The following is a 21,071-nucleotide window of genomic DNA, read 5'->3' on the forward strand; positions in this document are numbered from 1 at the left end:
TACTTAATTTTTTAATTTAATATATAAAGCTTTAACTGCTGGATTTTTTTCATGCGGTATTGTATTAATTTCAAATATATCAATTGCTCGAATCAATTCTCCAAGCTTTTTATAACCATAATTTCTAGAATCAAAAGATGAATCTAACTTGTTAAGTTGAATTCCCAGTTCTCCTAGACTCGCCCAGCCTTCCTCTTCGGTAATAGAATCATAAGCGGTTTTAACAAGATTTACTAGTTTCTGATTTTGCTTAAGTTTCGCACTACTTTGTGCTTTTCTTTCTGTTGAGGAAAGCTCTGATTTTTGCCCTTCTTTTTCTTCTAATTCTTCTAAGTTTTCTGTATAAGTAAACTTATCACAAGCTTTTTGAAAAGGTTCAGGAGTCTTTTTCTCACCAAAGCCATATACAAATAATCCAGACTCTCGAATTCTGCAAGCTAGTTTAGTAAAATCACTATCACTTGAAACAATACAAAAACCATCAAAATTGCTAGTGTATAGCAGATCCATTGCATCAATAATTAATGCACTATCAGTTGCATTCTTGCCTGATGTGTAACTAAACTGTTGTATGGGTTGTATGACAAATTTATGCAGCTTATCTTTCCAGCTACTCAGTTGCGGTCGCGTCCAATCACCATAAATTCGTTTAACATTAGCAGTACCATATTTCGCAATTTCTTTGAGTAGAGGCTCAACTAAGTTGGCATTAGCATTATCAGCATCAATTAATACAGCCAGCCTAGTCGCTCTAAATGGTAATTCTCCCTGCATAGTTCACTTTGGTAGAACTCAGATTTTCATTATCTTATGATTCCCACCAAGTGAACTTTATTCACAAAGCGATTAAATTGCTAAACCCAGCCTTAACCCTAAAACAGCATGGAGGAACATTAGACAAAGCGCCGTACTACCCAAGTAAGCGTGAACTGTGCGTAAAGTACCTTTTTCCTTGCCAAAACCTAATAATGCTAACGCTCCATTTAGCAGCAACAGCAATAGTACAATCGATCCAGTCCAAAAATGAGGACTTTTCAATATTGGTTGTTGCTGCATTACCAGTGACAGCAAGCCACCCGTATAGCCAGCCGCCATAAAACCAAACATCCAAGGTGCTAGAGTGCGGTGAGCGATCGCACTTTCCGTTGCAACGTCTCGATCTGCAACTATTCTGCTACGCCATCCCGCAAATCCAACAAAACTACCCATCACAAACACGACAATTCCCATCATTAAGGGATGTCCCCAGTGTACGATTGGTTCTGGAATGCCTAAACTGCGAAACCAAGCGGCGATCGGTTCCAATAGATCCCTCAGATTACCCATTAGTCTTCTATCCTTTTGCTTTGTGCAACAGTGGAAATCCTAATGCTTCTCGTTGCTGGATGTATAGTTGAGCAACTTTTCTTGCCAAATGCCGAATTCTACCAATGTAACGAGTCCGTTCCGTGACAGAAATCACTCCCCTAGCATCTATTAGGTTAAAGGTGTGAGAACACTTCAGAATGTAATCCAAGCTAGGTAAAACCAATGCTCTTTGAGTTAGCTGTTCTGCTTCCTGCTCGTACATATTAAACAGCGTCAGCAACATTTCAGGGTTAGAGGCTTCAAAGTTATACGTACACTGCTCGATTTCTCCTTGGAGATGAACGTCCCCGTAGGTAATATCGTCCGTCCATTTCAACTTGGTAAACGCCTCTACTCCCTGGAGGTACATGGCTAGTCGTTCCAAGCCGTAGGTAATTTCAATTGAAACAGGACGACAATCAATCCCCCCACACTGTTGAAAGTAGGTAAATTGAGTAATTTCCATCCCGTCAAGCCAAACTTCCCAGCCAGTACCCCAAGCACCCACAGTTGCATCTTCCCAGTTATCTTCTACAAAACGAATATCATGATCTTCTGGGTGGATACCCAAAGCTCTCAAAGAATCGAGATATATACCTTGTATGTTTTCAGGAGAAGGTTTAATCAACACTTGGTATTGATAGTAGTGTTGAAAGCGATTGGGATTTTCTCCGTAGCGTCCATCTGTAGGACGACGGCAAGGCTCAATATAAGCAACTGACCACGGTTCAGGTCCCAAGGCTCTTAAAAAAGTGTGGGGGTTCTTCGTACCTGCACCTTTCTCCGTGTCATAGGGTTGGGCAATCAAGCAACCGCGATCGCCCCAAAACTTATGTAGTACAGCAATCACTGATTGAAAGTTCACAAGTCTCGTTCCTCAGCAGCACAATGCATATGTCATTGTCGCTTAAACTCTGCCATATCAACAGTCTGGAGCGAGCGAAAAGTTTTTTTTGCCAACTAGTTGACAAAAAATGGGAGGGATTGCTAGATTAGTAAAGCGCCGGAAGAGAGAGGGACGCGAAGCGACCTTCCAAAAGGCGACCGAACCTAGAAAAGAGTATAGTTTGAAAGCGCCAATAGCACAAGAGAGTTGGTGTCGAATTAGAAGAAACATATGTTGAGTTAAGGAAAAAAACGGAGAGTTTGATCCTGGCTCAGGATGAACGCTGGCGGTATGCTTAACACATGCAAGTCGAACGGGAAGTTTTCGGACTTCTAGTGGCGGACGGGTGAGTAACGCGTGAGAATCTGCCTTTTGGACGGGGACAACTGCTGGAAACGGCAGCTAAGACCGGATGTGCCGCAAGGTGAAATATTGTATAGCCAAAAGAGGAGCTCGCGACCGATTAGCTAGTTGGTGGGGTAAGAGCCTACCAAGGCTGCGATCGGTAGCCGGTTTGAGAGGACGACCGGCCACACTGGGACTGAGACACGGCCCAGACTCCTACGGGAGGCAGCAGTGGGGAATTTTCCGCAATGGGCGAAAGCCTGACGGAGCAATACCGCGTGAGGGAGGAAGGCTCTTGGGTCGTAAACCTCTTTTCTCAGGGAAGAATCAATGACGGTACCTGAGGAATCAGCATCGGCTAACTCCGTGCCAGCAGCCGCGGTAATACGGAGGATGCAAGCGTTATCCGGAATGATTGGGCGTAAAGCGTCCGCAGGTGGCACATCAAGTCTGCTGTCAAAGCCCCCAGCTTAACTGGGAAGAGGCGGTGGAAACTGGTGAGCTAGAGAGCAATAGGGGTAGAGGGAATTCCCGGTGTAGCGGTGAAATGCGTAGAGATCGGGAAGAACACCAGTGGCGAAAGCGCTCTACTAGGTTGCAACTGACACTGAGGGACGAAAGCTAGGGGAGCGAATGGGATTAGATACCCCAGTAGTCCTAGCCGTAAACGATGGATACTAGGCGTTTCTCGTATCGACCCGAGGAGTGCCGGAGCCAACGCGTTAAGTATCCCGCCTGGGGAGTACGCACGCAAGTGTGAAACTCAAAGGAATTGACGGGGGCCCGCACAAGCGGTGGAGTATGTGGTTTAATTCGATGCAACGCGAAGAACCTTACCAGGGCTTGACATGTCTGGAACCGTGGGGAAACTCATGGGTGCCGAAAGGAGCCAGAACACAGGTGGTGCATGGCTGTCGTCAGCTCGTGTCGTGAGATGTTGGGTTAAGTCCCGCAACGAGCGCAACCCTCGTGTTTAGTTGCCATCATTCAGTTGGGCACTCTAGACAGACTGCCGGTGACAAACCGGAGGAAGGTGGGGATGACGTCAAGTCAGCATGCCCCTTACGTCCTGGGCGACACACGTACTACAATGCTACGGACAACGGGAAGCCAACCAGCGATGGGGAGCAAAGCCCAGCAAACCGTAGCTCAGTTCAGATCGCAGGCTGCAACTCGCCTGCGTGAAGGCGGAATCGCTAGTAATCGCCGGTCAGCCATACGGCGGTGAATACGTTCCCGGGCCTTGTACACACCGCCCGTCACACCATGGAAGTTGGCCACGCCCGAAGTCATTACTCTAACCACTTGTGGAGGAGGATGCCGAAGGCAGGGCTGATGACTGGGGTGAAGTCGTAACAAGGTAGCCGTACCGGAAGGTGTGGCTGGATCACCTCCTTTACAGGGAGACCAACTTCAGTAACCAGTAACCAGCGACCAGCGACCAGTAAGATGCGTCACGGTACTGCCGGACAAGAGCTGGAAACTGAGGATATCCCGAGGTCGGACGACACCGACAAAACAGCTCGAGTGAAGCAACGCTTTCAAACTAGAACTGGTTCGGTAAGAGTGTTACCACCAGTAGGGGCTATTAGCTCAGGTGGTTAGAGCGCACCCCTGATAAGGGTGAGGTCCCTGGTTCGAGTCCAGGATGGCCCACCTCAACAGAACTCAGAATTGAGAGTGCACAAGTCGAAAGTAGCACAGACAACTTGTGGCAAGATGAACGGAAGATGATAGACTAGTCAAGTTGGGCAAAATTCAGCACTGTCTGCTGGGCGGACAACTGCTGGGTAGATTCCAGCGAGCACCTTGAAAACTGCATAGAGACAAGAGATAAAGTCAGGTAGAAAACCAAGTATTTGCGAAATTACTGGTCAAGCGAAACACAGCTGACGGTGGATACCTAGACACGCAGAGGCGAAGAAGGACGTGGCGACCGACGAAAAGCTTCGGGGAGCTGGCAGCAAGCAATGAGCCGAAGATATCCGAATGGGGCAACCCCAATGTACAGCCTGTTGAATCCATAGACAGGTATGAGCCAACCCAGCCAACTGAAACATCTTAGTAGCTGGAGGAAAAGAAATCAAACGAGATTCTCCCAGTAGTGGTGAGCGAAAGGAGAAGAGCCTAAACCAGAGTACTTGGTATTCTGGGGTAGTGGGACAGCGACATGGAAGCACGAGGCTAGACGAAGCGATTGACAAATCGCACCAAAGAGGGTGATAGTCCCGTAGTCGAAAGTTGAAGTGATACTAGCTGAATCCCGAGTAGCTAGGGACACGGGAAATCCCTAGTGAATCAGCCGAGACCACTCGGTAAGGCTAAATACTACTGCGTGAGCGATAGAGCAACAGTACCGCGAGGGAAAGGTGAAAAGAACCCCGATAAGGGGAGTGAAATAGAACATGAAACCGTCAGTTGACAAGCAGTGGAAGGATGATTCAACGTCCGACCGCGTGCCTGTTGAAGAATGAGCCGGCGAGTTATAGTCACTGGTATGGCTGATAGCCACAGCGAAAGCGAGTCTGAAGTGGGCGAATTTATCAGTGTATATAGACCCGAACCTGGGTGATCTAACCATGGCCAGGATGAAGCTTGGGTAACACCAAGTGGAGGTCCGCACCGACCGATGTTGAAAAATCGGCGGATGAGCTGTGGTTAGGGGTGAAATGCCAATCGAACCCAGAGCTAGCTGGTTCTCCCCGAAATGTGTTGAGGCGCAGCGGTAAGTAATAATTGCTGGGGGTAAAGCACTGTTTCGGTGCGGGCGGCCTCAAGCTGTACCAAATCGAGACAAACTCAGAATACCAGCAACAATCTTACTAGTGAGACGGTGGGGGATAAGCTTCATCGTCAAGAGGGAAACAGCCCAGACCGCCAGCTAAGGTCCCCAAATCAAAGTTAAGTGGCAAAGGAGGTGGGAGTGCACAGACAACCAGGAGGTTTGCCTAGAAGCAGCCATCCTTGAAAGAGTGCGTAATAGCTCACTGGTCAAGCGCTCCTGCGCCGAAAATGAACGGGACTAAACTTTGTACCGAAGCTGCGGACTTGTAGCGATACAAGTGGTAGGGGAGCGTTCTGCGATAGGGTGAAGCACTAGCGGCAAGCAGGTGTGGACGAAGCAGAAGTGAGAATGTCGGCTTGAGTAGCGCAAATATTGGTGAGAATCCAATACCCCGAAACCCTAAGGGTTCCTCCACAAGGCTCGTCCGTGGAGGGTTAGTCAGGACCTAAGGCGAGGCCGAACGGCGTAGTCGATGGACAACGGGCGAACAATCCCGTACTGAAGATTAGTTGTGCAGAGGGACGGAGAAGGCACGCACCAGCCGAATGTTGGTTATCGGCGCAATTAACCGAGGCGATGAGAAGCGGCGAAAACGCTTCGAGCTGGGGTTAAGAGACCGAGGGTCTACGGACCCGAAGTGGTAGCGGTCAAGCTTCCAAGAAAAGCTCTAAACACGTTAACTAATCGACACCTGTACCCAAAACCGACACAGGTAGGGAGGTAGAGAATACTAAGGGGCGCGAGATAACTCTCTCTAAGGAACTCGGCAACATGGCCCCGTAACTTCGGAAGAAGGGGTGCCCAAGAAATTGGGTCGCAGTGAAGAGATCCAGGCGACTGTTTACCAAAAACACAGGTCTCCGCAAAGTCAATAGACGAAGTATGGGGGCTGACGCCTGCCCAGTGCCGGAAGGTTAAGGAAGTCGGTCAGGGACTCGTTCCTAAAGCTGGCGACCGAAGCCCCGGTGAACGGCGGCCGTAACTATAACGGTCCTAAGGTAGCGAAATTCCTTGTCGGGTAAGTTCCGACCCGCACGAAAGGCGTAACGATCTGGATGGTGTCTCAGAGAGAGACTCGGCGAAATAGGAATGTCTGTGAAGATACGGACTACCTGCACCTGGACAGAAAGACCCTATGAAGCTTTACTGTAGCCTGGAATGGTGTTCGGGCTTTGCTTGCGCAGAATAGGTGGGAGGCGTGGAATTACTCCTTGTGGGGAGTAAGGAGCCGCAATGTGAGATACCACTCTGGCGAGGCTAGAATTCTAACCCACGACCGTAACTCCGGTCGGGGAACAGTTTCAGGTGGGCAGTTTGACTGGGGCGGTCGCCTCCTAAAGTGTAACGGAGGCGCGCAAAGGTTCCCTCAGGCTGGTTGGAAATCAGCCGCAGAGTGTAAAGGCAAAAGGGAGCTTGACTGCAAGAGTGACAACTCGCGCAGGGTGGAAACACGGCCTTAGTGATCCGACGGTAGTGAGTGGAAGCGCCGTCGCTCAACGGATAAAAGTTACTCTAGGGATAACAGGCTGATCTCCCCCAAGAGTCCACATCGACGGGGAGGTTTGGCACCTCGATGTCGGCTCATCGCAACCTGGGGCGGAAGTACGTCCCAAGGGTTGGGCTGTTCGCCCATTAAAGCGGTACGTGAGCTGGGTTCAGAACGTCGTGAGACAGTTCGGTCCATATCCGGTGCAGGCGTTAGAGTATTGCGAGGAGCCTTCCTTAGTACGAGAGGACCGGGAAGGACGAACCGCTGGTGTACCAGTTATCGTGCCAACGGTAAACGCTGGGTAGCCAAGTTCGGAGCGGATAACCGCTGAAAGCATCTAAGTGGGAAGCCCACCTCCAGATGAGTACTCTCATGAAGTCAATTCAGTAAGGTCACCCACAGAACATGGGTTGATAGGTCAGTGGTGGAAGTGCAGTAATGCATGCAGCCGACTGATACTAATAGACCGAGGGCTTGACCACCGCAATGAGGAATTTCTCCCACGACTTAATTCTCTTGTCTATGCAGTCTTCAGGGTGATGCCGTAGTGATACAGCCATCAGTCATCCAGTAGAAACACTGGTCACTGGTCACTGATAAGTTTCCTGGTGCGCATGGCGTTGTGGACCCACTCTGAATCCATCCCGAACTCAGGTGTGAAACGCGACTGCGGCGACGATACTCTGGGGGTTGCCCCACGGGACAATAGCTCCGCGCCAGGTCGATTTTTCGATCAAAGCCCCTCTAGGAAAAGAGGGGCTTTTGCTATGATACACATCGTAAAGTCTTGTGTTAGTTAAACTTACATACTAAGGTACAGAGTAGATTTTTTTAAAAGAGATATAGATAAAGTTAATGCAGAGCAAGCAAAATTTGATAGCTCTCAGAAAGACACAGTTTCAGCAGCGCCTCTTACTCAATCATCAGTTGATTGAAATAGTCAAGCATACAGAAAGTCACGCTTTTTTGACAAATCCAGCTGCTCACAATGTTTATCTATACTTGACGAACTACGTCCGAGTTTGTTCTGAAGCTTGGTTCAAAACTAAGTTAACAACTTTGCGCGTACTAGATTGGGGATGTGGTAAAGGTCACATTTCTTTTTTACTACGTGAAATGGGTGCTATGGTAACTAGTTGTGATGTGACTAGTGGTGCAGCATTTGGTCAGGATGCGCCTATTATCGATCGCACATCCATATCAGTCGTCTCTTTAGAACATCCCTATTTACTTCCCTTCAATGATGCTACCTTTGATGTCGTCCTGAGTTTTGGTGTCCTCGAACACGTTTCAAACGATCTTGCATCTTTACATGAAATTCGGCGAGTACTCAGTCCACAAGGCTTATTCTTTTGTTTCTTCTTGCCATACTACTTGTCTTGGACTCAACGACTAGCACATTTACGGGGAGATTTTTATCACGATCGCTTATATACTAAAAAACTAGTGAAAAACCTTCTTAGCCAGAGTCAGTTCCAGCTCATCGATCTCTGGCATAGACAGCTCCTACCTAAAAATCGTATTTCCTACGTTAACCATCATAGTTTTGAAAGCTTAGATCGGTGGCTGACTGAAAACACTTTCCTCAAATACATTGCTACTAATATTGAGTTTGTAGCTTTCAAAAATTAAACTCAGTTCGTATGAAAGAGCTAAATATTTCAACCATATGTTAACCGTAGACTTAGATTTGCTTAGTACTCATTGCTAACATACGCTGTAGTGGATTCAAGGCAGCCGTGACGATTTCTTCTGATAATTCAATTTCTGGGCTGCGGTTCTTCATTGCTAAATAAAGCTTTTCTAAAGTATTTAATCGCATATACGGGCATTCATTGCAATTACAATTACTATTTATTGGTGGTGCAGGAATAAAATTTTTATGCGGAGCTTCTTTCCGCATTTGATGAATAATCCCTGGTTCAGTGGCGACGATAAAAGAATTCGCAGAACTCTTTTGACAATATTTTAACAAAGCTGTTGTAGAACCAACATAATCTGCATGACGCAAGATAGGAGGTTCGCATTCAGGGTGAGCTAAAACTTCCGCTGCTGGGTGCTGAATTTTTAATTGAACGAGTTTCTTTTCTGAAAATGTTTCATGGACGATACAGCTGCCTTGCCACAGCAACATATTTCGACCAGTTTGTTGCATGACATATCGCCCTAAATTGCGGTCTGGAGCAAAAATAATTGGTCTATCTAGAGGAATTTGGCGTACAATCTGCACCGCATTGGAACTGGTACAAATAATATCGCTCATCGCCTTAATTTCGGCAGTACAGTTAATATAAGAAATGACTAAGTGGTCTGGATGTGCTGCTTTGAAAGCGGCAAACTCTTGAGCAGGACAACTGTCTGCTAAAGAACAACCTGCGGATAAATCTGGCAAAAGTACGAGTTTGTTAGGATTGAGAATCTTGGCTGTTTCTGCCATGAAGTGAACGCCAGCAAAGACAATAACTGCAGCATTAGTCTTCGCAGCTTGTTGAGCCAACCCTAATGAGTCACCAATATAATCAGCAATGTCTTGAATGTCTGGTTCTTGATAGTAGTGTGCCAGAATCACAGCGTTCAGCTCTTGTTTTAAAGCTTGAATTGCTGTAAACAAGTCTACAGGTATTTCACGGGTTGGATGATTTTGGACGATCGCAGTTGTAAACACAATTCAAATAGATAAAACTTACAATTTCTGGTCTTCTTGCAATTATAGTATTTTTTACCAAAACTGGGTGCTGGTCGAGGCAAAATCTTTCCTAACACCTAACGGCAGTGCCAAAAGCCGTCATGCTTTTCTATGCTGGATAAAGAAGATCGGGAATGAAGCATGACCAGTCAAAGCAAACAGGATGAAACAACCGTCATTGCAGTTGTCGGTGATATTCACGACCAATGGGAAGCAGCAGATGGCATAACACTGCAAAAACTAGGCATCGACCTTGCATTATTTGTAGGTGACTACGGCAATGAATCAGTAGATGTAGTCAAAGCGATCGCCGATCTCGACATTCCTAAAGCAGCAGTGTTTGGCAACCACGACGCTTGGTATACCGCTACTGCGTGGGGTCGCCAGAAGTGTCCTTACGATCGAAAAAAAGAAGACTGGGTGCAAGAACAAATAGACTTATTAGGAGAAGCCCATGTTGGTTATGGCAAACTAGACTTTCCTAAACTAAATTTAACCGTTGTTGGTAGCCGTCCGTTTACTTGGGGTGGTTCGAGCTGGAAAAACGAAGACTTCTATCAAGAAAGATTTGGCGTAGCAGGCTTTGAAGAGTCTACCGCACGCATTATAGCAGCAGCTCGTAGCGCCACCTACGATACCGTCATTTTTCTCGGACATAACGGACCATCAGGATTAGGAGATTGCCCTGAAGACCCTTGTGGCAAGGACTGGCAACCCTTGGGGGGTGACTTTGGCGATCCAGATTTGACAGAGGCGATCGCGCAAACTCGTGCCGCAGGAAAACAGATTCCTTTGGTCACATTTGGTCATATGCACCATAAACTACGCCACACCCAAAAGTACTTGCGTAAGCCAGTCCATGTTGCCCGCGAAACAGTTTACCTCAATGCTGCTAGCGTACCTAGAATCGTTGAGAATGGCAGCGATCGCCAGCGCAATTTTTCCTTAGTCTATCTCCAATCTGGGATAGTATCTCAAGTGTCTCTCGTTTGGGTAGATCGAGATTATCGAATAGCATCAGAGCAAATCCTTTATCAGCAACAAAGTCAGCTCGTGCAGCCTGCATAGAAAATAGAATGTGCTATCATTTATTAGCTTTTAGATCTAGCTAACAGCTAGTAGCTAAATTGGAGAGGTGGCAGAGTGGTCGATTGCGTTCGACTTGAAATCGAATGTTCCGAAAGGAACCGTGAGTTCGAATCTCACCCTCTCCGTTAATCATTTTCACGTTCTGCCAGTTCTAACCAACGTTCGGTTGCCGTGTCGATTGCTTGCACTAATTGAGCTAACTGCTCAGATAACTGCTGCATTTCGGTAAAATCGCTAGGAGGGTTGTTGTAGAAAATCTTTTCTAACTCTTCCTTTTGCGTTTCCATCTCGGGAATTTGAGTCTCTAGCGTTTCATATTCCCGTTTTTCTTTGAAAGATAGCTTGCGCGAGGACGCGGGAGTCGGGAGTGGGAGAGTGGGAGTCGGGGTTGGAGTTCGACTTTCAAGTTTTGACTTTTGACTCTCAATTTTTGACTTTTCTTCCTCTGCCGCTTGCTTGTAGTCTAGATATACCGAATAATTACCTGGATATTGGCGCAAAGTTCCACCAGGTTCGATCGCAAAAATAGTCTCCACCGCGCGATCGAGAAAATAGCGATCGTGGGAAACAACGATCGCGCAACCGTTAAAGTCTTCTAAATACTCTTCTAATACAGCTAGCGTTTGTACGTCTAAATCGTTTGTCGGTTCGTCCAAAATCAATACATTCGGCGCACTCATCAGCACGCGCAACAAAAACAACCGCCGCTTTTCTCCGCCAGACAGCATGTGGATGGGTGCATATTGCTGGTTGGGGGGAAACAGAAACCGTTCCAACATCTGAGAAGCCGTAATGATGCTACCATCGGCTGTTTTAACCAACTCTGCTACATCTTTGAGATATTCGATAACTCGCTGATTTTCATTCAGCGTCAAATCGTCAGAATGTTGGTCGAAATAACCAATGTGAATTGTGGAACCAATTTCTACCGTACCGGAATCGGGCTGCACTCGTCCGGTAATAATATCCATCAGCGTCGATTTTCCCGCGCCGTTACTGCCAATAATGCCAATGCGGTCTTCGGGATTGAATGTATATGTAAAGTCTTTGATGAGAAGGCGATCGCCGTAAGACTTGCTAATATTTTCTAACTCAATTACCTTTCTCCCAATCCGCCGACCTGGAGTAGAAATTTCTACCTTACCCTGCACTTGCTTAAATTCCCGCGCCTGCATCTCGTAGATGCGATCAATTCTAGCTTTTTGCTTAGTGCTACGGGCTTTTGGACCTCGTTTCAACCATTCCAACTCTCGCCGTAATACTCCGGCGTGTTTGCGCTGACTGCTGACGGCTGATTCTTCTGCTTCTGCCTTTTTTTCCAGATAATAAGCATAATTACCGGAATAAGTATAAAGGTCGCCGCGATCGATCTCGATAATGCGATTTGTGACCCGATCCAAAAAGTAGCGATCGTGAGTGATGAGTAACAACGCACCGCGAAACCGAGTTAAATAACTTTGCAACCACTCAACTGATAATGCATCTAAATGGTTGGTCGGTTCGTCCATCAACAATACATCTGGTTCCGACAGTAAAGCTGCTGCTAGGGCAATTCGCTTGCGATAACCACCAGAAAGATTGCCGATTTTGGCATCAAAGTCTTCAATTCCTAACTTGCTAAGAATGACTTTAGCATTCGTTTCTACTTCCCACGCCCCTACTGCTTCAATTTGCTGGGACACATTCGACAGTCGCGCCATCAGCTTGTCGAGATCGCCTTGTCCGTGCGCCAGTTTATCGGAAATTTCTTCATATTCCCGTACTAGCGCCATCTGTTCGCCACCATCGGCAAACACTTGTTCTAAGACAGTACGATTCTCATCTAAATTTGGCTGTTGGGGTAGGTAGACAATTGTAGCTCCCGAATTAACCCAAATCTCACCGCTATCTATTGGTTCCAGTCCGGCGATCGCCTTGAGTAGTGTTGATTTACCAGAACCGTTTACCCCAATTAGCCCGACTTTATCGCCTTCATCCAGGCTAAAGCTAGCATCTTTCAAAATTTCCTTGATGCCAAAGTCTTTTTTAACCGATCGCAGCGTGAAAATAGTCATGGGTTATAGGTAAGCTACCAGTTACCTAGTCTAACGTTGATGCGTAGGGGCGGGTTTTGACCAAAGATGGCTGGTTGGGGCGATCGATCTGTCTGCTAAAGCCGCCCGTACAAAAGTCAAAAGTCAAAACCGTTATTTTCAGTGAGTTGAGACAAACCAATCGATTAATTTACGCGCAATACTCAACTTTGGGGGGATTTGAGGTAAATTATGTTTGCTAAACCAACCAGCATCCACTAACTCTTCTGGTTCGAGCGCAATTTCACCGCTAGCATAGGTAGCTGTAAAACCAATCATCAGAGAATTGGGAAAAGGCCAAGGTTGGGAACCAAAATAGCGAATGTCTTTCACTTCAATCCCGACTTCTTCGCGCACTTCTCGCACTACCGTTTCTTCTAGCGATTCGCCTGGTTCGACAAATCCAGCTAATATACTGTACATCTTGGGTGAAAATCCGTGAGCGCGAGCTAATAACAATTCCTCACCGCGAGAGATGAGGACGATAACCGCAGGTGAGAGGCGGGGATAATTAACTAAGCCGCAGTTGGGACAGCGTTTTGCCCGTTCGTAAGGTAATTGGGTGGTAGGAGTGGCGCAGTAGCCGCAGTATTGATGGGTACGATTCCATTCGACGATTTGAATGGCGCGACCGCTCAAAATAAATAAATCTTCGTCCAACGTGCCGTATAATTCTCGCAGCCCTTGTAATGTCATGCCCGTAGGTGTAGATATATCTTTGGGGAGTTCGGCACAGTAGCAGGGGCGATCGCCTAACGTACCGAGAAATTGCGTCCGTATAGGAGTTAAGCCAATCTCTTCTAAACTAGTGAGTTGGGGGATTTGATTCGCTGTTCCTTCTTGATGTACTAGTAGTTTTTTACCTACAAAGGCAAACCACCAAGCGGGTACGGATCGATCTACGGGTGGAGTAATGCCAGGAGTAAAGGTACGATGCATTGTTAAGCTTTGGGGTCAAAGATTCGATTTTAGGTCACGCATCAGCCGTAGGCGAAGCGTAGCGTTAGACGCAAAGGCGCAAAGAAGATCGCAAAAGTTAGCATTGTAGGAGCTGAATTTAATGTGAGGAGATGGTGCAGCGCAAACCTACCACGGCAGAAATTCAAGCGGCATACGGGCGCACGGTTCCAGATATTATTGCTCCAAATTTAAATGTTTTGTTTTGCGGGATTAATCCTAGTCTCTATAGTGCTGCTGTCGGACATCATTTTGCCCGTCCAGGTAATCGCTTCTGGCGATCGCTTCACGCTGCGGGTTACACAGAACGGATACTGTCACCGTTTGAAGACCGCGATCTATTACAGTTTGGTTATGGTTTAACAAATATCGTCGATCGCGCCACGGCTAGGGCAGATGAGTTAAAAGCTGAAGAATTGATCTTCGGTCAACAACAGTTAGCAGTCAAGATCGAACAATATCAACCGCGATTTTTAGCTATTTTGGGTATCAGCGCCTATCGGACAGCATTTTATCAACCCAAAGCTGTCATGGGAAGACAAGCTGAGTTATCGTCCGGCACAATAATTTGGGTATTACCTAACCCCAGTGGGTTAAACGCTCATTATCAAATAGCAGATCTTACGCGGGTGTATCGAGAATTGCTGCTGGCGGTGAAGGATTGAGCGCGTCTTGAGTGAGTACCTCGATCGCTGTCTTTAACCAATCAATATAAGTCTGTTCTTTGCGAATTGCTAGTTCTAATACCAGTCGTTGCATCAACTGTTCGCGGTTAGCTGTAAGATTGCTCAACGTTGGTAGTTCTATTTGTTCGCATTCCGCTAACTTCTCGCGTCGTGCTGCTAGCTGTCGTTCTAATAAGTGAATCGTAGCTTCGTTTGATATATGGGCAGAAAAAAATAATTGAATTGGTAGTGGATCTCTTACTGTTGGTATGGGTTGAGGGCTTTGCAGCCACTGAGTTAATTCGGCTTTTCCGGCTTCAGTGACGCTGTAAACTTTACGGTTGGGGCGATCGCTCTGAATTTCAACCTTATAGGTAATCCATCCTTGCTCGACTAGTTTATCAAGGGTTCGATAAATTTGTGCCTGATCCGCAGACCATAAGTAAGTCATACAGCGATCGAAGCAGCTCGTTTTCAAGTCATACCCTGTCCTTTCTGCTTGTAGGAGGAAGCCCAATATTGCGTGTGCTAATGACATACGGTTTTCTGTATATAAGGTAGTAAATTCCCCATCTTTTACTACCGGTCTAATCTTATGTTACTATACGATAAGTCATATATAAGAGGCATCAATTATGATGATGCTGATAGCGACTTACCACGACAAAGAACGCTGACACAAAGACACAAGGCTCGGACGTAGAAGAACGTTTAGGAGACGGGTAGATGGAACTGTGTTAACGAAAAGTGCTAACAATAAAAGAGTCGCGATCGCCTGCCCATCAAATCTAAGTTGCGATTCGCACGCATATTGTCAAAAGCCGTTAACTGTTAAACTCCATCTGTAATAAATACCGCAGCAAAAATTTCAACGATTAAAGACTATCGTAACGGGAGGATGGATTCCATTGACTTCTCACAAATTGCTACAACGAATACATCGACATCAATATCTGCGCGATTTGCGTAATAAATTGCTCTATTTACACCGCGTATTGTTAGATACCGAACGCATTGCTTACGAACAAGTTAGCGGGCGAGTATCGAGTGGAGAACTGTTGCAACTAGCAATCGATCGCGAACAATTTGCTTGGCTACATCGCATCTCTGAATTAATCGTGCAAATTGATGAAATGTTACAAGCAGATGAGCCAGTGACACCAGGTATTATCAAAGAGTTGGCTGCTTACACCCGCACGCTATTAACACCATCTGAAACAGGCGATGAGTTTGCTAGAAGATACTACAATGCCTTTCAGCAAGAACCGGCTGTTGTGTTAGCACATGCAGAAGTAACGCAGTTGCTAAATAGTCGTTAGTCATTTGTCATTGGTCATTTGAAGATTTTGAGGGACTGGGAAGATGCCAGTCCTTTAATAATTGGAGTTTTACTCTTACTAGTAGCTCATTGCAATCGGATTTTACTATAGAGTTTTAAAAGGCAAAATCTATCGATCGTCCTATTTAAAGTCAGCGAAAAGACAACATATTCTTGCCAATAAAGAGCGAACTTCTAATTTGTGAAAACCGTGCAAGTTGTAGCCAAGATCGGATGAAAGAAAACCGTTTTAGCTAGTGACAACTGCTGAAAAAAAATGTATTTAATTAAGTAGCTATCTAGAAGGAGGTGGGCGTTGCCCACCCTACAATTGATAATCTTGACTTTTGACTTTTGTCAGAAAAGGCGATCGCAAGCTAAAATGTAAAGCTGTGTAAAAAAAGACCTAAGTATGTGCCGTTTACTAGGCTACATCGGTGAAACTCTATCGCTAGAAAAACTGCTGTACAAACCAGAACACTCGTTGATCGTCCAAAGCTATCAACCCCGTGAAATGAATTCTGGATTGCTGAATGCAGATGGTTGTGGGGTTGGCTGGTATCATACCCAGCGCGATACTAACCCGTTCACCTATAAAAGCGTCCTACCAATTTGGAACGATGTCAATCTTCCCAGTTTGAGTCGTTATGTCGAGTCTGGCTGCGTGCTTGCCTACGTCCGCAGTGCTACGCTGGGACAAGCAGTCGATTTGAGTAACTGCCAACCGTTTGACAATCAAAAGCTTTTGTGCGTACACAACGGGCGGGTAGAAAACTTTCGCCAAACTATTTATCGTCCGCTCCGCGATCGCCTCAGCGATTTTGCTTACCAGGCAATTAAAGGCAGTACTGACTCAGAACACATATTTGCGCTATTACTAGATGAAGTCCAAGCCAATCCTTCTATGAGTTTAGAGCAAGCATTATCAGCTACCCTAAACCAACTCGATTTATTGGCAAAGTCCCATCAAACTAGAGCTTCTGCTAACTTGCTAATAAGCGACGGCAAGCGTCTAATTGCTTCTCGTTTTGCCAGCGATCGCAACTCTCCCTCGCTCTACTGGTTGCGAGACGATCCAGCATTTCCAGCCGCAGTCATCATTGCTTCCGAACCTTTATTTAAAGGTGACTGGCACTCTATGCCAGAACATAGCATCGTCAGTGTAGGAGAAGACCTTGAAATCCAGTTCCATCAAATTTAGAGCCAGCGATCGCCCCCAGCAACGCCACCAACTAAGAGAATGGTACGAGCATTGTCGTCAGGGAACTTTAGCGATGTTCGAGCGAGTGGACGAGGAAACCTTTTGCCATCAGGTACACCCCGACTTTAGCCCTGTGGGATGGCATTTCGGTCATATTGTCTACACAGAATCCCTGTGGCTGCGAGAACGCAGTGCGGGACTAGCACCACTATTTCCCGAACACCGCCGCTTGTTTATGGCTGACGGTTTACCAAAATGCGATCGCGTTAAGTTGCCAGGTAAAGCCGTTATTCGTCACTATCTAGATACAGTCAGGCAAGAAGTTCTACAAATCCTAGAAACAATAGACTTAAAGCAACACGAACGCCTCTGGCGCTGGATGCTACAACACGAAAGCCAGCACTGCGAGACGATCGCATTTTTATTGCAATTATCAGGGAGCAGGGACGAGCTGGGAGCAGGGAGCAGGGAAAAGAGAGTTGGGGGAGTTGGGGAGGCTGGGGAAGAAAATACCCATTACCCATTACCCATTACCCATTACCCACTACCAACTACCAACTACCAAAATCAAACGATCGAAATCCCTGCTGGATATTTCGAGCAGGGGAATAATACCATTGACGCTTTAGATAACGAGCGTCCGGCGCATCAAGTTTATTTAGATACCTACTGGATCGATCGCTATCCCGTCACTTGCGCTGAATATCGCCTGTTTATGAAGGCGGGAGGCTATCAAAATCCGGTGTGGTGGTCGGAAAATGGTTGGCAATGGTTGCAACAAGAACAGATCGCTCGACCCCTTTACTGGTTAGAAGATCCGCAATACGATAATCATCCCGTTTGTGGTGTCAGTTGGTACGAAGCCGAAGCTTATGCCAAATTTGCCGATAAACGCTTACCCACAGAAGCTGAGTGGGAAAAAGCTGCTAGCTGGGATGCATTAAATAGTCTTCGTCACACCTATCCTTGGGGAGAAATAGAGCCAGACCTAGCTCGGTGCAATTATAACTACGCGATCGCACAAACAACACCAGTCAATGCTCATCCCAACGGACGCAGCACCTATGGTTGTGAAGATATGTTGGGCAATGTTTGGGAATGGACGGCTTGTGTATTTGATGGCTACGCAGGTTTTGCCAGTTATCCCTACACTGGTTATTCCCAAGTTTATTTTGACGGACAGCATCAAGTTCTTAAAGGTGGCAGTTGGGCAACTCGTCCTTGGGCGCTAAGAACGAGTTTTCGCAATTGGTATCATCCAGGCGTGCGGCAAATCTTGGCAGGGTTTCGGTGTGCGAAAGATTAACATGTCATCGATAGTTGGTCATTTGTCATTAGTTCTCACAAATGACGAATAACAAATAACCAATGACAAATTTGTGAGAAAATGCGTAAAGAATTGGTAGTAGCTGAGTTGATCTAACTCCAGCATGATTTTTTGCTGATTGGCTTTGTGTTTTACTTCTGAAGGTCGCAGACTATTGCAAATCGGCGATCGCGATCGGGTATGTTTGAATTTGACGGAGGTTGAGCGTGTCCATATTTGAAACTGCAAGCAATATCCATCCCCGTTCCATCGAGCAACGCTTGCAGATAGAGAATCTCATCGCTCCCGCAGCGATCGCAACTAGCCGACTCACAGAAGGGAAAGACGCGATCGCGGGATTAACTCAAACTCCTAAAACCCTCCCACCGCGATACTTCTACGATGACCGAGGTTCGCAGTTATTCGAGCAAATTTGCGAACTGCCAGAGTACTATCTAACGCGCACCGAAACAGCTATCCTGCAAAAATATGCAACTGAAATTGCGCGGCTAACAGGTGCGTGCGAACTCGTCGAATTGGGTAGCGGTAGCTCGACTAAAACGCGCCTTCTCTTGGATGCTTATCACAAACTGGGATACCCACTACACTACATTCCAGTGGATGTCAGCGCGGGAATACTAGAGAGCAGTGCTAAACAACTCTTAGCCGACTATACCACGCTCAAAGTTCGCGCTTTAGCCAGTACTTACGAACTTGCACTAGAACGACTTGCGTCAACTTTTTTACCCAGTCGCACGATCTGTTTTATTGGTAGTACTTTAGGCAATTTGACCCCTTCAGAATCTGATGAGTTTTTCGCCCGGATTTTTGCAGCACTTGAAGTAGGAGAGTATTTCTTATTGGGTGTAGATTTGCAAAAGCCAAAATCAGTTTTAGAGGCAGCTTATAACGATTGCCAAGGAGTCACGGCAGCATTTAACCTCAATATGTTGCAACACTTGAACTGGCGCTATGACAGCAATTTTGACCTGCAAAACTTCGAGCATTGGGCTTTTTATAACGAAACAGAACATCAAATTGAAATGCATTTGAGAAGCTTGCGATCGCAAACCGTAGAGATGCGATCGCTTAATTTAATAGTAGAATTTGCCGATCGAGAAACAATCAGAACTGAAATTTCTCGTAAGTTCAACCTCAAAAACCTACAACAACAGTTACAAACGCAAGGATTAATTCCACTCCAAACTTGGACAGACACCAAAAACTGGTTTGGTTTGTTGCTATGTCAAAAAAAGTGAGTCGTAAGTCGTAAGTCGTAGGTTAAAACACTAGCTGGTCACAAATGACAAGTGACAAGTGACAAATGACTATCAAACACTCGCTTCCAATTTCATTAAAATTTGTGGTTTGATCTTCTCGTATTCCTGCTTAAGCAAACTTTTACTCAACTGCGCATCACCGTTAATATTTGAAGATTGACTGAGGAGATACCATTGTTGCAACAGTATTCCTTGACTAGAGGCAACATTAATTAATAAGCAAGAGCTAGCATATTGTGGAGTTTCGCGCGCAAATAGAAGGACGCGATAGTATCCCTTGATGCCGATTGATTGAATTAAATCTCGATTTTGACTATTTTTTAAATCGAGATAGTAAGTCAACCATTTTGTCCCATAAGTACGGTGATGGAGAGCAGTAATCCATAGCATCATGGGAGAAGGCGAGGTGATAAATAAGAAGTGGTTGTAGGTTCTATTAACTAAACGTTTATTCACTTCTATTTGGGATAACATCACCCACAAAGCAGGACTCTCTTCATCGTTAATTTGGATTGATTGAGGAAAAACAATATCTGCGATCGGTTTATTTTGCGGCCAACGAGTTAGCCGACAAATAGCATCTGTGGTGAGTTGACCTTGCTGTAGTGCAACAATCGTATTCGCTGGCTCAATACTGCTACTTGGCGTTTGTGGCGTTATGGGTTGAGTCGTTAAAGGTAAAGACCGATCGCGCGGCTGTTCGAGCAGGGTAAAAACTTTGATAATTTCACTGACGTTTTGCGGGCGATCGCTTGGTGCTTTCGCCAAGCAGCTCATGACCAAATCTTTCAACTGTGGCGGAATGGGAAACTTCGGTTCTGATGTCTCAAAAGAACGGGGTGATTGATAGTGGTGAGCTTTAAACCAACCTCCAAATGAGTCCGTGTTGGCTTGAATTGGAATATTGCCCGTCAGCATCTCAAATAGCATGACTCCCAAACTATAGATATCAGAACGATTGGTAAGTTCGCTACCCTCCATTTGTTCTGGAGAAGAATAAGCAAACGTTCCCATGTAGTATCGAGTTTGATTGCTATCGGCTTGGAGTAACTTAGCAATACCAAAGTCTAATAGTTTCGCCAATTCTCCCAAGCTATTATCTTGAATTAATAAAACGTTACTTGGCTTAATATCTCGATGGATAATCGGATAAGTTTTTCCATCAACTGGAATTCCTTGGTGGGCGCATTCTAAACCAAGACTAATTTGCCGTCCGATACTTAAAAACCTCGGTAGTGATAGAGCATAATTGCGAATCATATCGCTCAAGTTTTTCCCTTTTAAATACTCCATCACATAGAATGGCGTACCATTCTCCTCTACAACACCATAGTCCATGACGCGGACGATATGAATGCTTTTTTGACCCAAGATAGCGCAGGTTTTTGCTTCTTGTTCAAAACGTTCTTGCACGCGAAGTTTTTTATTATGAATCGATATACTCAGTAATTTGACAGCAACGGGAACTCCTCCTAACAATTTATCGTGGGCAAGATAGACTTGACCCATTGCCCCTGCTCCAAGCACCTGTTGAAGTTGATAGCGGTTAGCAAGTATGCGGTTGAGATTGGGATCTCGCATGAATTAAAGTTCCGCCACAGCAAAAATTTGTGGTCTCTAGTTGTCATTAGTATTTTTCCCAAAA

Annotated in this window: 16 protein-coding genes, 2 tRNA genes and 3 rRNA genes; 13 read left to right on the forward strand and 8 right to left on the reverse strand. The window is 45.9% G+C overall.

Features of this window, described 5'->3' with window-relative positions:
- Positions 1-3 precede the first annotated feature (3 nt).
- The 3 genes from N4J56_RS27855 to glyQ form a co-directional block, all read right to left on the reverse strand.
- Positions 4-774, reverse strand: coding sequence for an NYN domain-containing protein (locus N4J56_RS27855; RefSeq protein WP_317109386.1), 771 nt, complete (start codon positions 772-774; stop codon positions 4-6).
- Between the two features lie 72 nt (positions 775-846).
- Positions 847-1,326 (reverse strand): DUF4079 domain-containing protein, encoded by a 480-nt coding sequence (locus N4J56_RS27860; RefSeq protein WP_317109387.1) that lies wholly within the window; start codon positions 1,324-1,326, stop codon positions 847-849.
- A 7-nt stretch (positions 1,327-1,333) separates the two neighbouring features.
- The gene (gene glyQ, locus N4J56_RS27865) at positions 1,334-2,212 is read right to left on the reverse strand and encodes a glycine--tRNA ligase subunit alpha (protein ID WP_317109388.1); all 879 of its coding nucleotides are present in this window, start codon (positions 2,210-2,212) and stop codon (positions 1,334-1,336) included.
- A 269-nt stretch (positions 2,213-2,481) separates the two neighbouring features.
- Between glyQ and N4J56_RS27870 the strand changes: the two genes are divergently transcribed.
- The 6 genes from N4J56_RS27870 (at position 2,482) to N4J56_RS27895 (ending at position 8,484) form a co-directional block, all read left to right on the forward strand.
- Positions 2,482-3,976: ribosomal RNA gene (locus N4J56_RS27870) — 16S ribosomal RNA — on the forward strand.
- Positions 3,977-4,027: 51 nt separating this feature from the next.
- Complete coding sequence (locus N4J56_RS27875; RefSeq protein WP_317106981.1) at positions 4,028-4,183, forward strand: hypothetical protein; 156 nt, start codon at positions 4,028-4,030, stop codon at positions 4,181-4,183.
- Positions 4,161-4,234, forward strand: a tRNA-Ile gene (locus tag N4J56_RS27880). Before N4J56_RS27875 ends, N4J56_RS27880 begins: the two co-directional genes overlap by 23 nt.
- A gap of 216 nt (positions 4,235-4,450) precedes the next feature.
- Positions 4,451-7,334: ribosomal RNA gene (locus N4J56_RS27885) — 23S ribosomal RNA — on the forward strand.
- A gap of 122 nt (positions 7,335-7,456) precedes the next feature.
- Positions 7,457-7,574, forward strand: a 5S ribosomal RNA gene (rrf, locus tag N4J56_RS27890).
- Together the 16S, 23S and 5S rRNA genes with 1 tRNA gene alongside form the textbook arrangement of a ribosomal RNA operon.
- 133 nt (positions 7,575-7,707) lie before the next feature.
- A complete protein-coding gene (locus N4J56_RS27895; RefSeq protein WP_317109389.1) occupies positions 7,708-8,484 on the forward strand; it encodes a class I SAM-dependent methyltransferase in 777 nt (258 codons plus the stop codon).
- Positions 8,485-8,536: 52 nt separating this feature from the next.
- On the opposite strand, the gene nadA is transcribed toward N4J56_RS27895, so the two are convergent.
- Positions 8,537-9,517: a quinolinate synthase NadA gene (gene nadA, locus N4J56_RS27900; RefSeq protein ID WP_317109390.1), complete on the reverse strand. Its 981-nt coding sequence runs from the start codon at positions 9,515-9,517 to the stop codon at positions 8,537-8,539.
- Positions 9,518-9,679: 162 nt separating this feature from the next.
- On the opposite strand from nadA, the gene N4J56_RS27905 reads away from it, so the two are divergent.
- Together N4J56_RS27905 and N4J56_RS27910 are read left to right on the forward strand one after the other, a co-directional pair.
- Positions 9,680-10,606: a TIGR04168 family protein gene (locus tag N4J56_RS27905; protein ID WP_317109391.1), complete on the forward strand. Its 927-nt coding sequence runs from the start codon at positions 9,680-9,682 to the stop codon at positions 10,604-10,606.
- 61 nt (positions 10,607-10,667) lie between these two features.
- Positions 10,668-10,752: transfer RNA gene (locus tag N4J56_RS27910), tRNA-Ser, on the forward strand.
- On the opposite strand, the gene N4J56_RS27915 is transcribed toward N4J56_RS27910, so the two are convergent.
- Positions 10,753-12,681, reverse strand: coding sequence for an ABC-F family ATP-binding cassette domain-containing protein (locus N4J56_RS27915; protein WP_317109392.1), 1,929 nt, complete (start codon positions 12,679-12,681; stop codon positions 10,753-10,755).
- A 138-nt stretch (positions 12,682-12,819) separates the two neighbouring features.
- The gene (gene nudC, locus N4J56_RS27920) at positions 12,820-13,638 is read right to left on the reverse strand and encodes an NAD(+) diphosphatase (protein ID WP_317109393.1); all 819 of its coding nucleotides are present in this window, start codon (positions 13,636-13,638) and stop codon (positions 12,820-12,822) included.
- Between the two features lie 131 nt (positions 13,639-13,769).
- On the opposite strand from nudC, the gene mug reads away from it, so the two are divergent.
- Positions 13,770-14,321 (forward strand): G/U mismatch-specific DNA glycosylase, encoded by a 552-nt coding sequence (mug, locus tag N4J56_RS27925; RefSeq protein ID WP_317109394.1) that lies wholly within the window; start codon positions 13,770-13,772, stop codon positions 14,319-14,321.
- Here mug and N4J56_RS27930 read toward each other — a convergent pair.
- A complete protein-coding gene (locus N4J56_RS27930; RefSeq protein ID WP_317109395.1) occupies positions 14,278-14,859 on the reverse strand; it encodes a PadR family transcriptional regulator in 582 nt (193 codons plus the stop codon). The two genes, mug and N4J56_RS27930, sit on opposite strands and share 44 nt — an antisense overlap.
- A 370-nt stretch (positions 14,860-15,229) precedes the next feature.
- Here N4J56_RS27930 and N4J56_RS27935 point away from each other — a divergent pair, with 370 nt between their 5' ends.
- From N4J56_RS27935 to egtD, 4 genes are all read left to right on the forward strand, one after another.
- The gene (locus N4J56_RS27935; protein ID WP_317109396.1) at positions 15,230-15,640 is read left to right on the forward strand and encodes a hypothetical protein; all 411 of its coding nucleotides are present in this window, start codon (positions 15,230-15,232) and stop codon (positions 15,638-15,640) included.
- A 411-nt stretch (positions 15,641-16,051) separates the two neighbouring features.
- A complete protein-coding gene (gene egtC / locus N4J56_RS27940) occupies positions 16,052-16,840 on the forward strand; it encodes an ergothioneine biosynthesis protein EgtC (RefSeq protein WP_317109397.1) in 789 nt (262 codons plus the stop codon).
- Complete coding sequence (locus tag N4J56_RS27945) at positions 16,815-18,146, forward strand: SUMF1/EgtB/PvdO family nonheme iron enzyme (RefSeq protein WP_317109398.1); 1,332 nt, start codon at positions 16,815-16,817, stop codon at positions 18,144-18,146. Before egtC ends, N4J56_RS27945 begins: the two co-directional genes overlap by 26 nt.
- Positions 18,147-18,367: 221 nt before the next feature.
- Entirely contained in the window at positions 18,368-19,405 is a 1,038-nt protein-coding gene (gene egtD, locus N4J56_RS27950) for an L-histidine N(alpha)-methyltransferase (protein WP_410500377.1), read from the forward strand.
- Between the two features lie 72 nt (positions 19,406-19,477).
- Here egtD and N4J56_RS27955 read toward each other — a convergent pair whose 3' ends face one another.
- Entirely contained in the window at positions 19,478-21,007 is a 1,530-nt protein-coding gene (locus tag N4J56_RS27955) for a serine/threonine-protein kinase (protein ID WP_317109400.1), read from the reverse strand.
- Positions 21,008-21,071 lie beyond the last annotated feature (64 nt).

It is taken from the genome of Chroococcidiopsis sp. SAG 2025 (assembly GCF_032860985.1).
Lineage (GTDB): Bacteria > Cyanobacteriota > Cyanobacteriia > Cyanobacteriales > Chroococcidiopsidaceae > Chroococcidiopsis.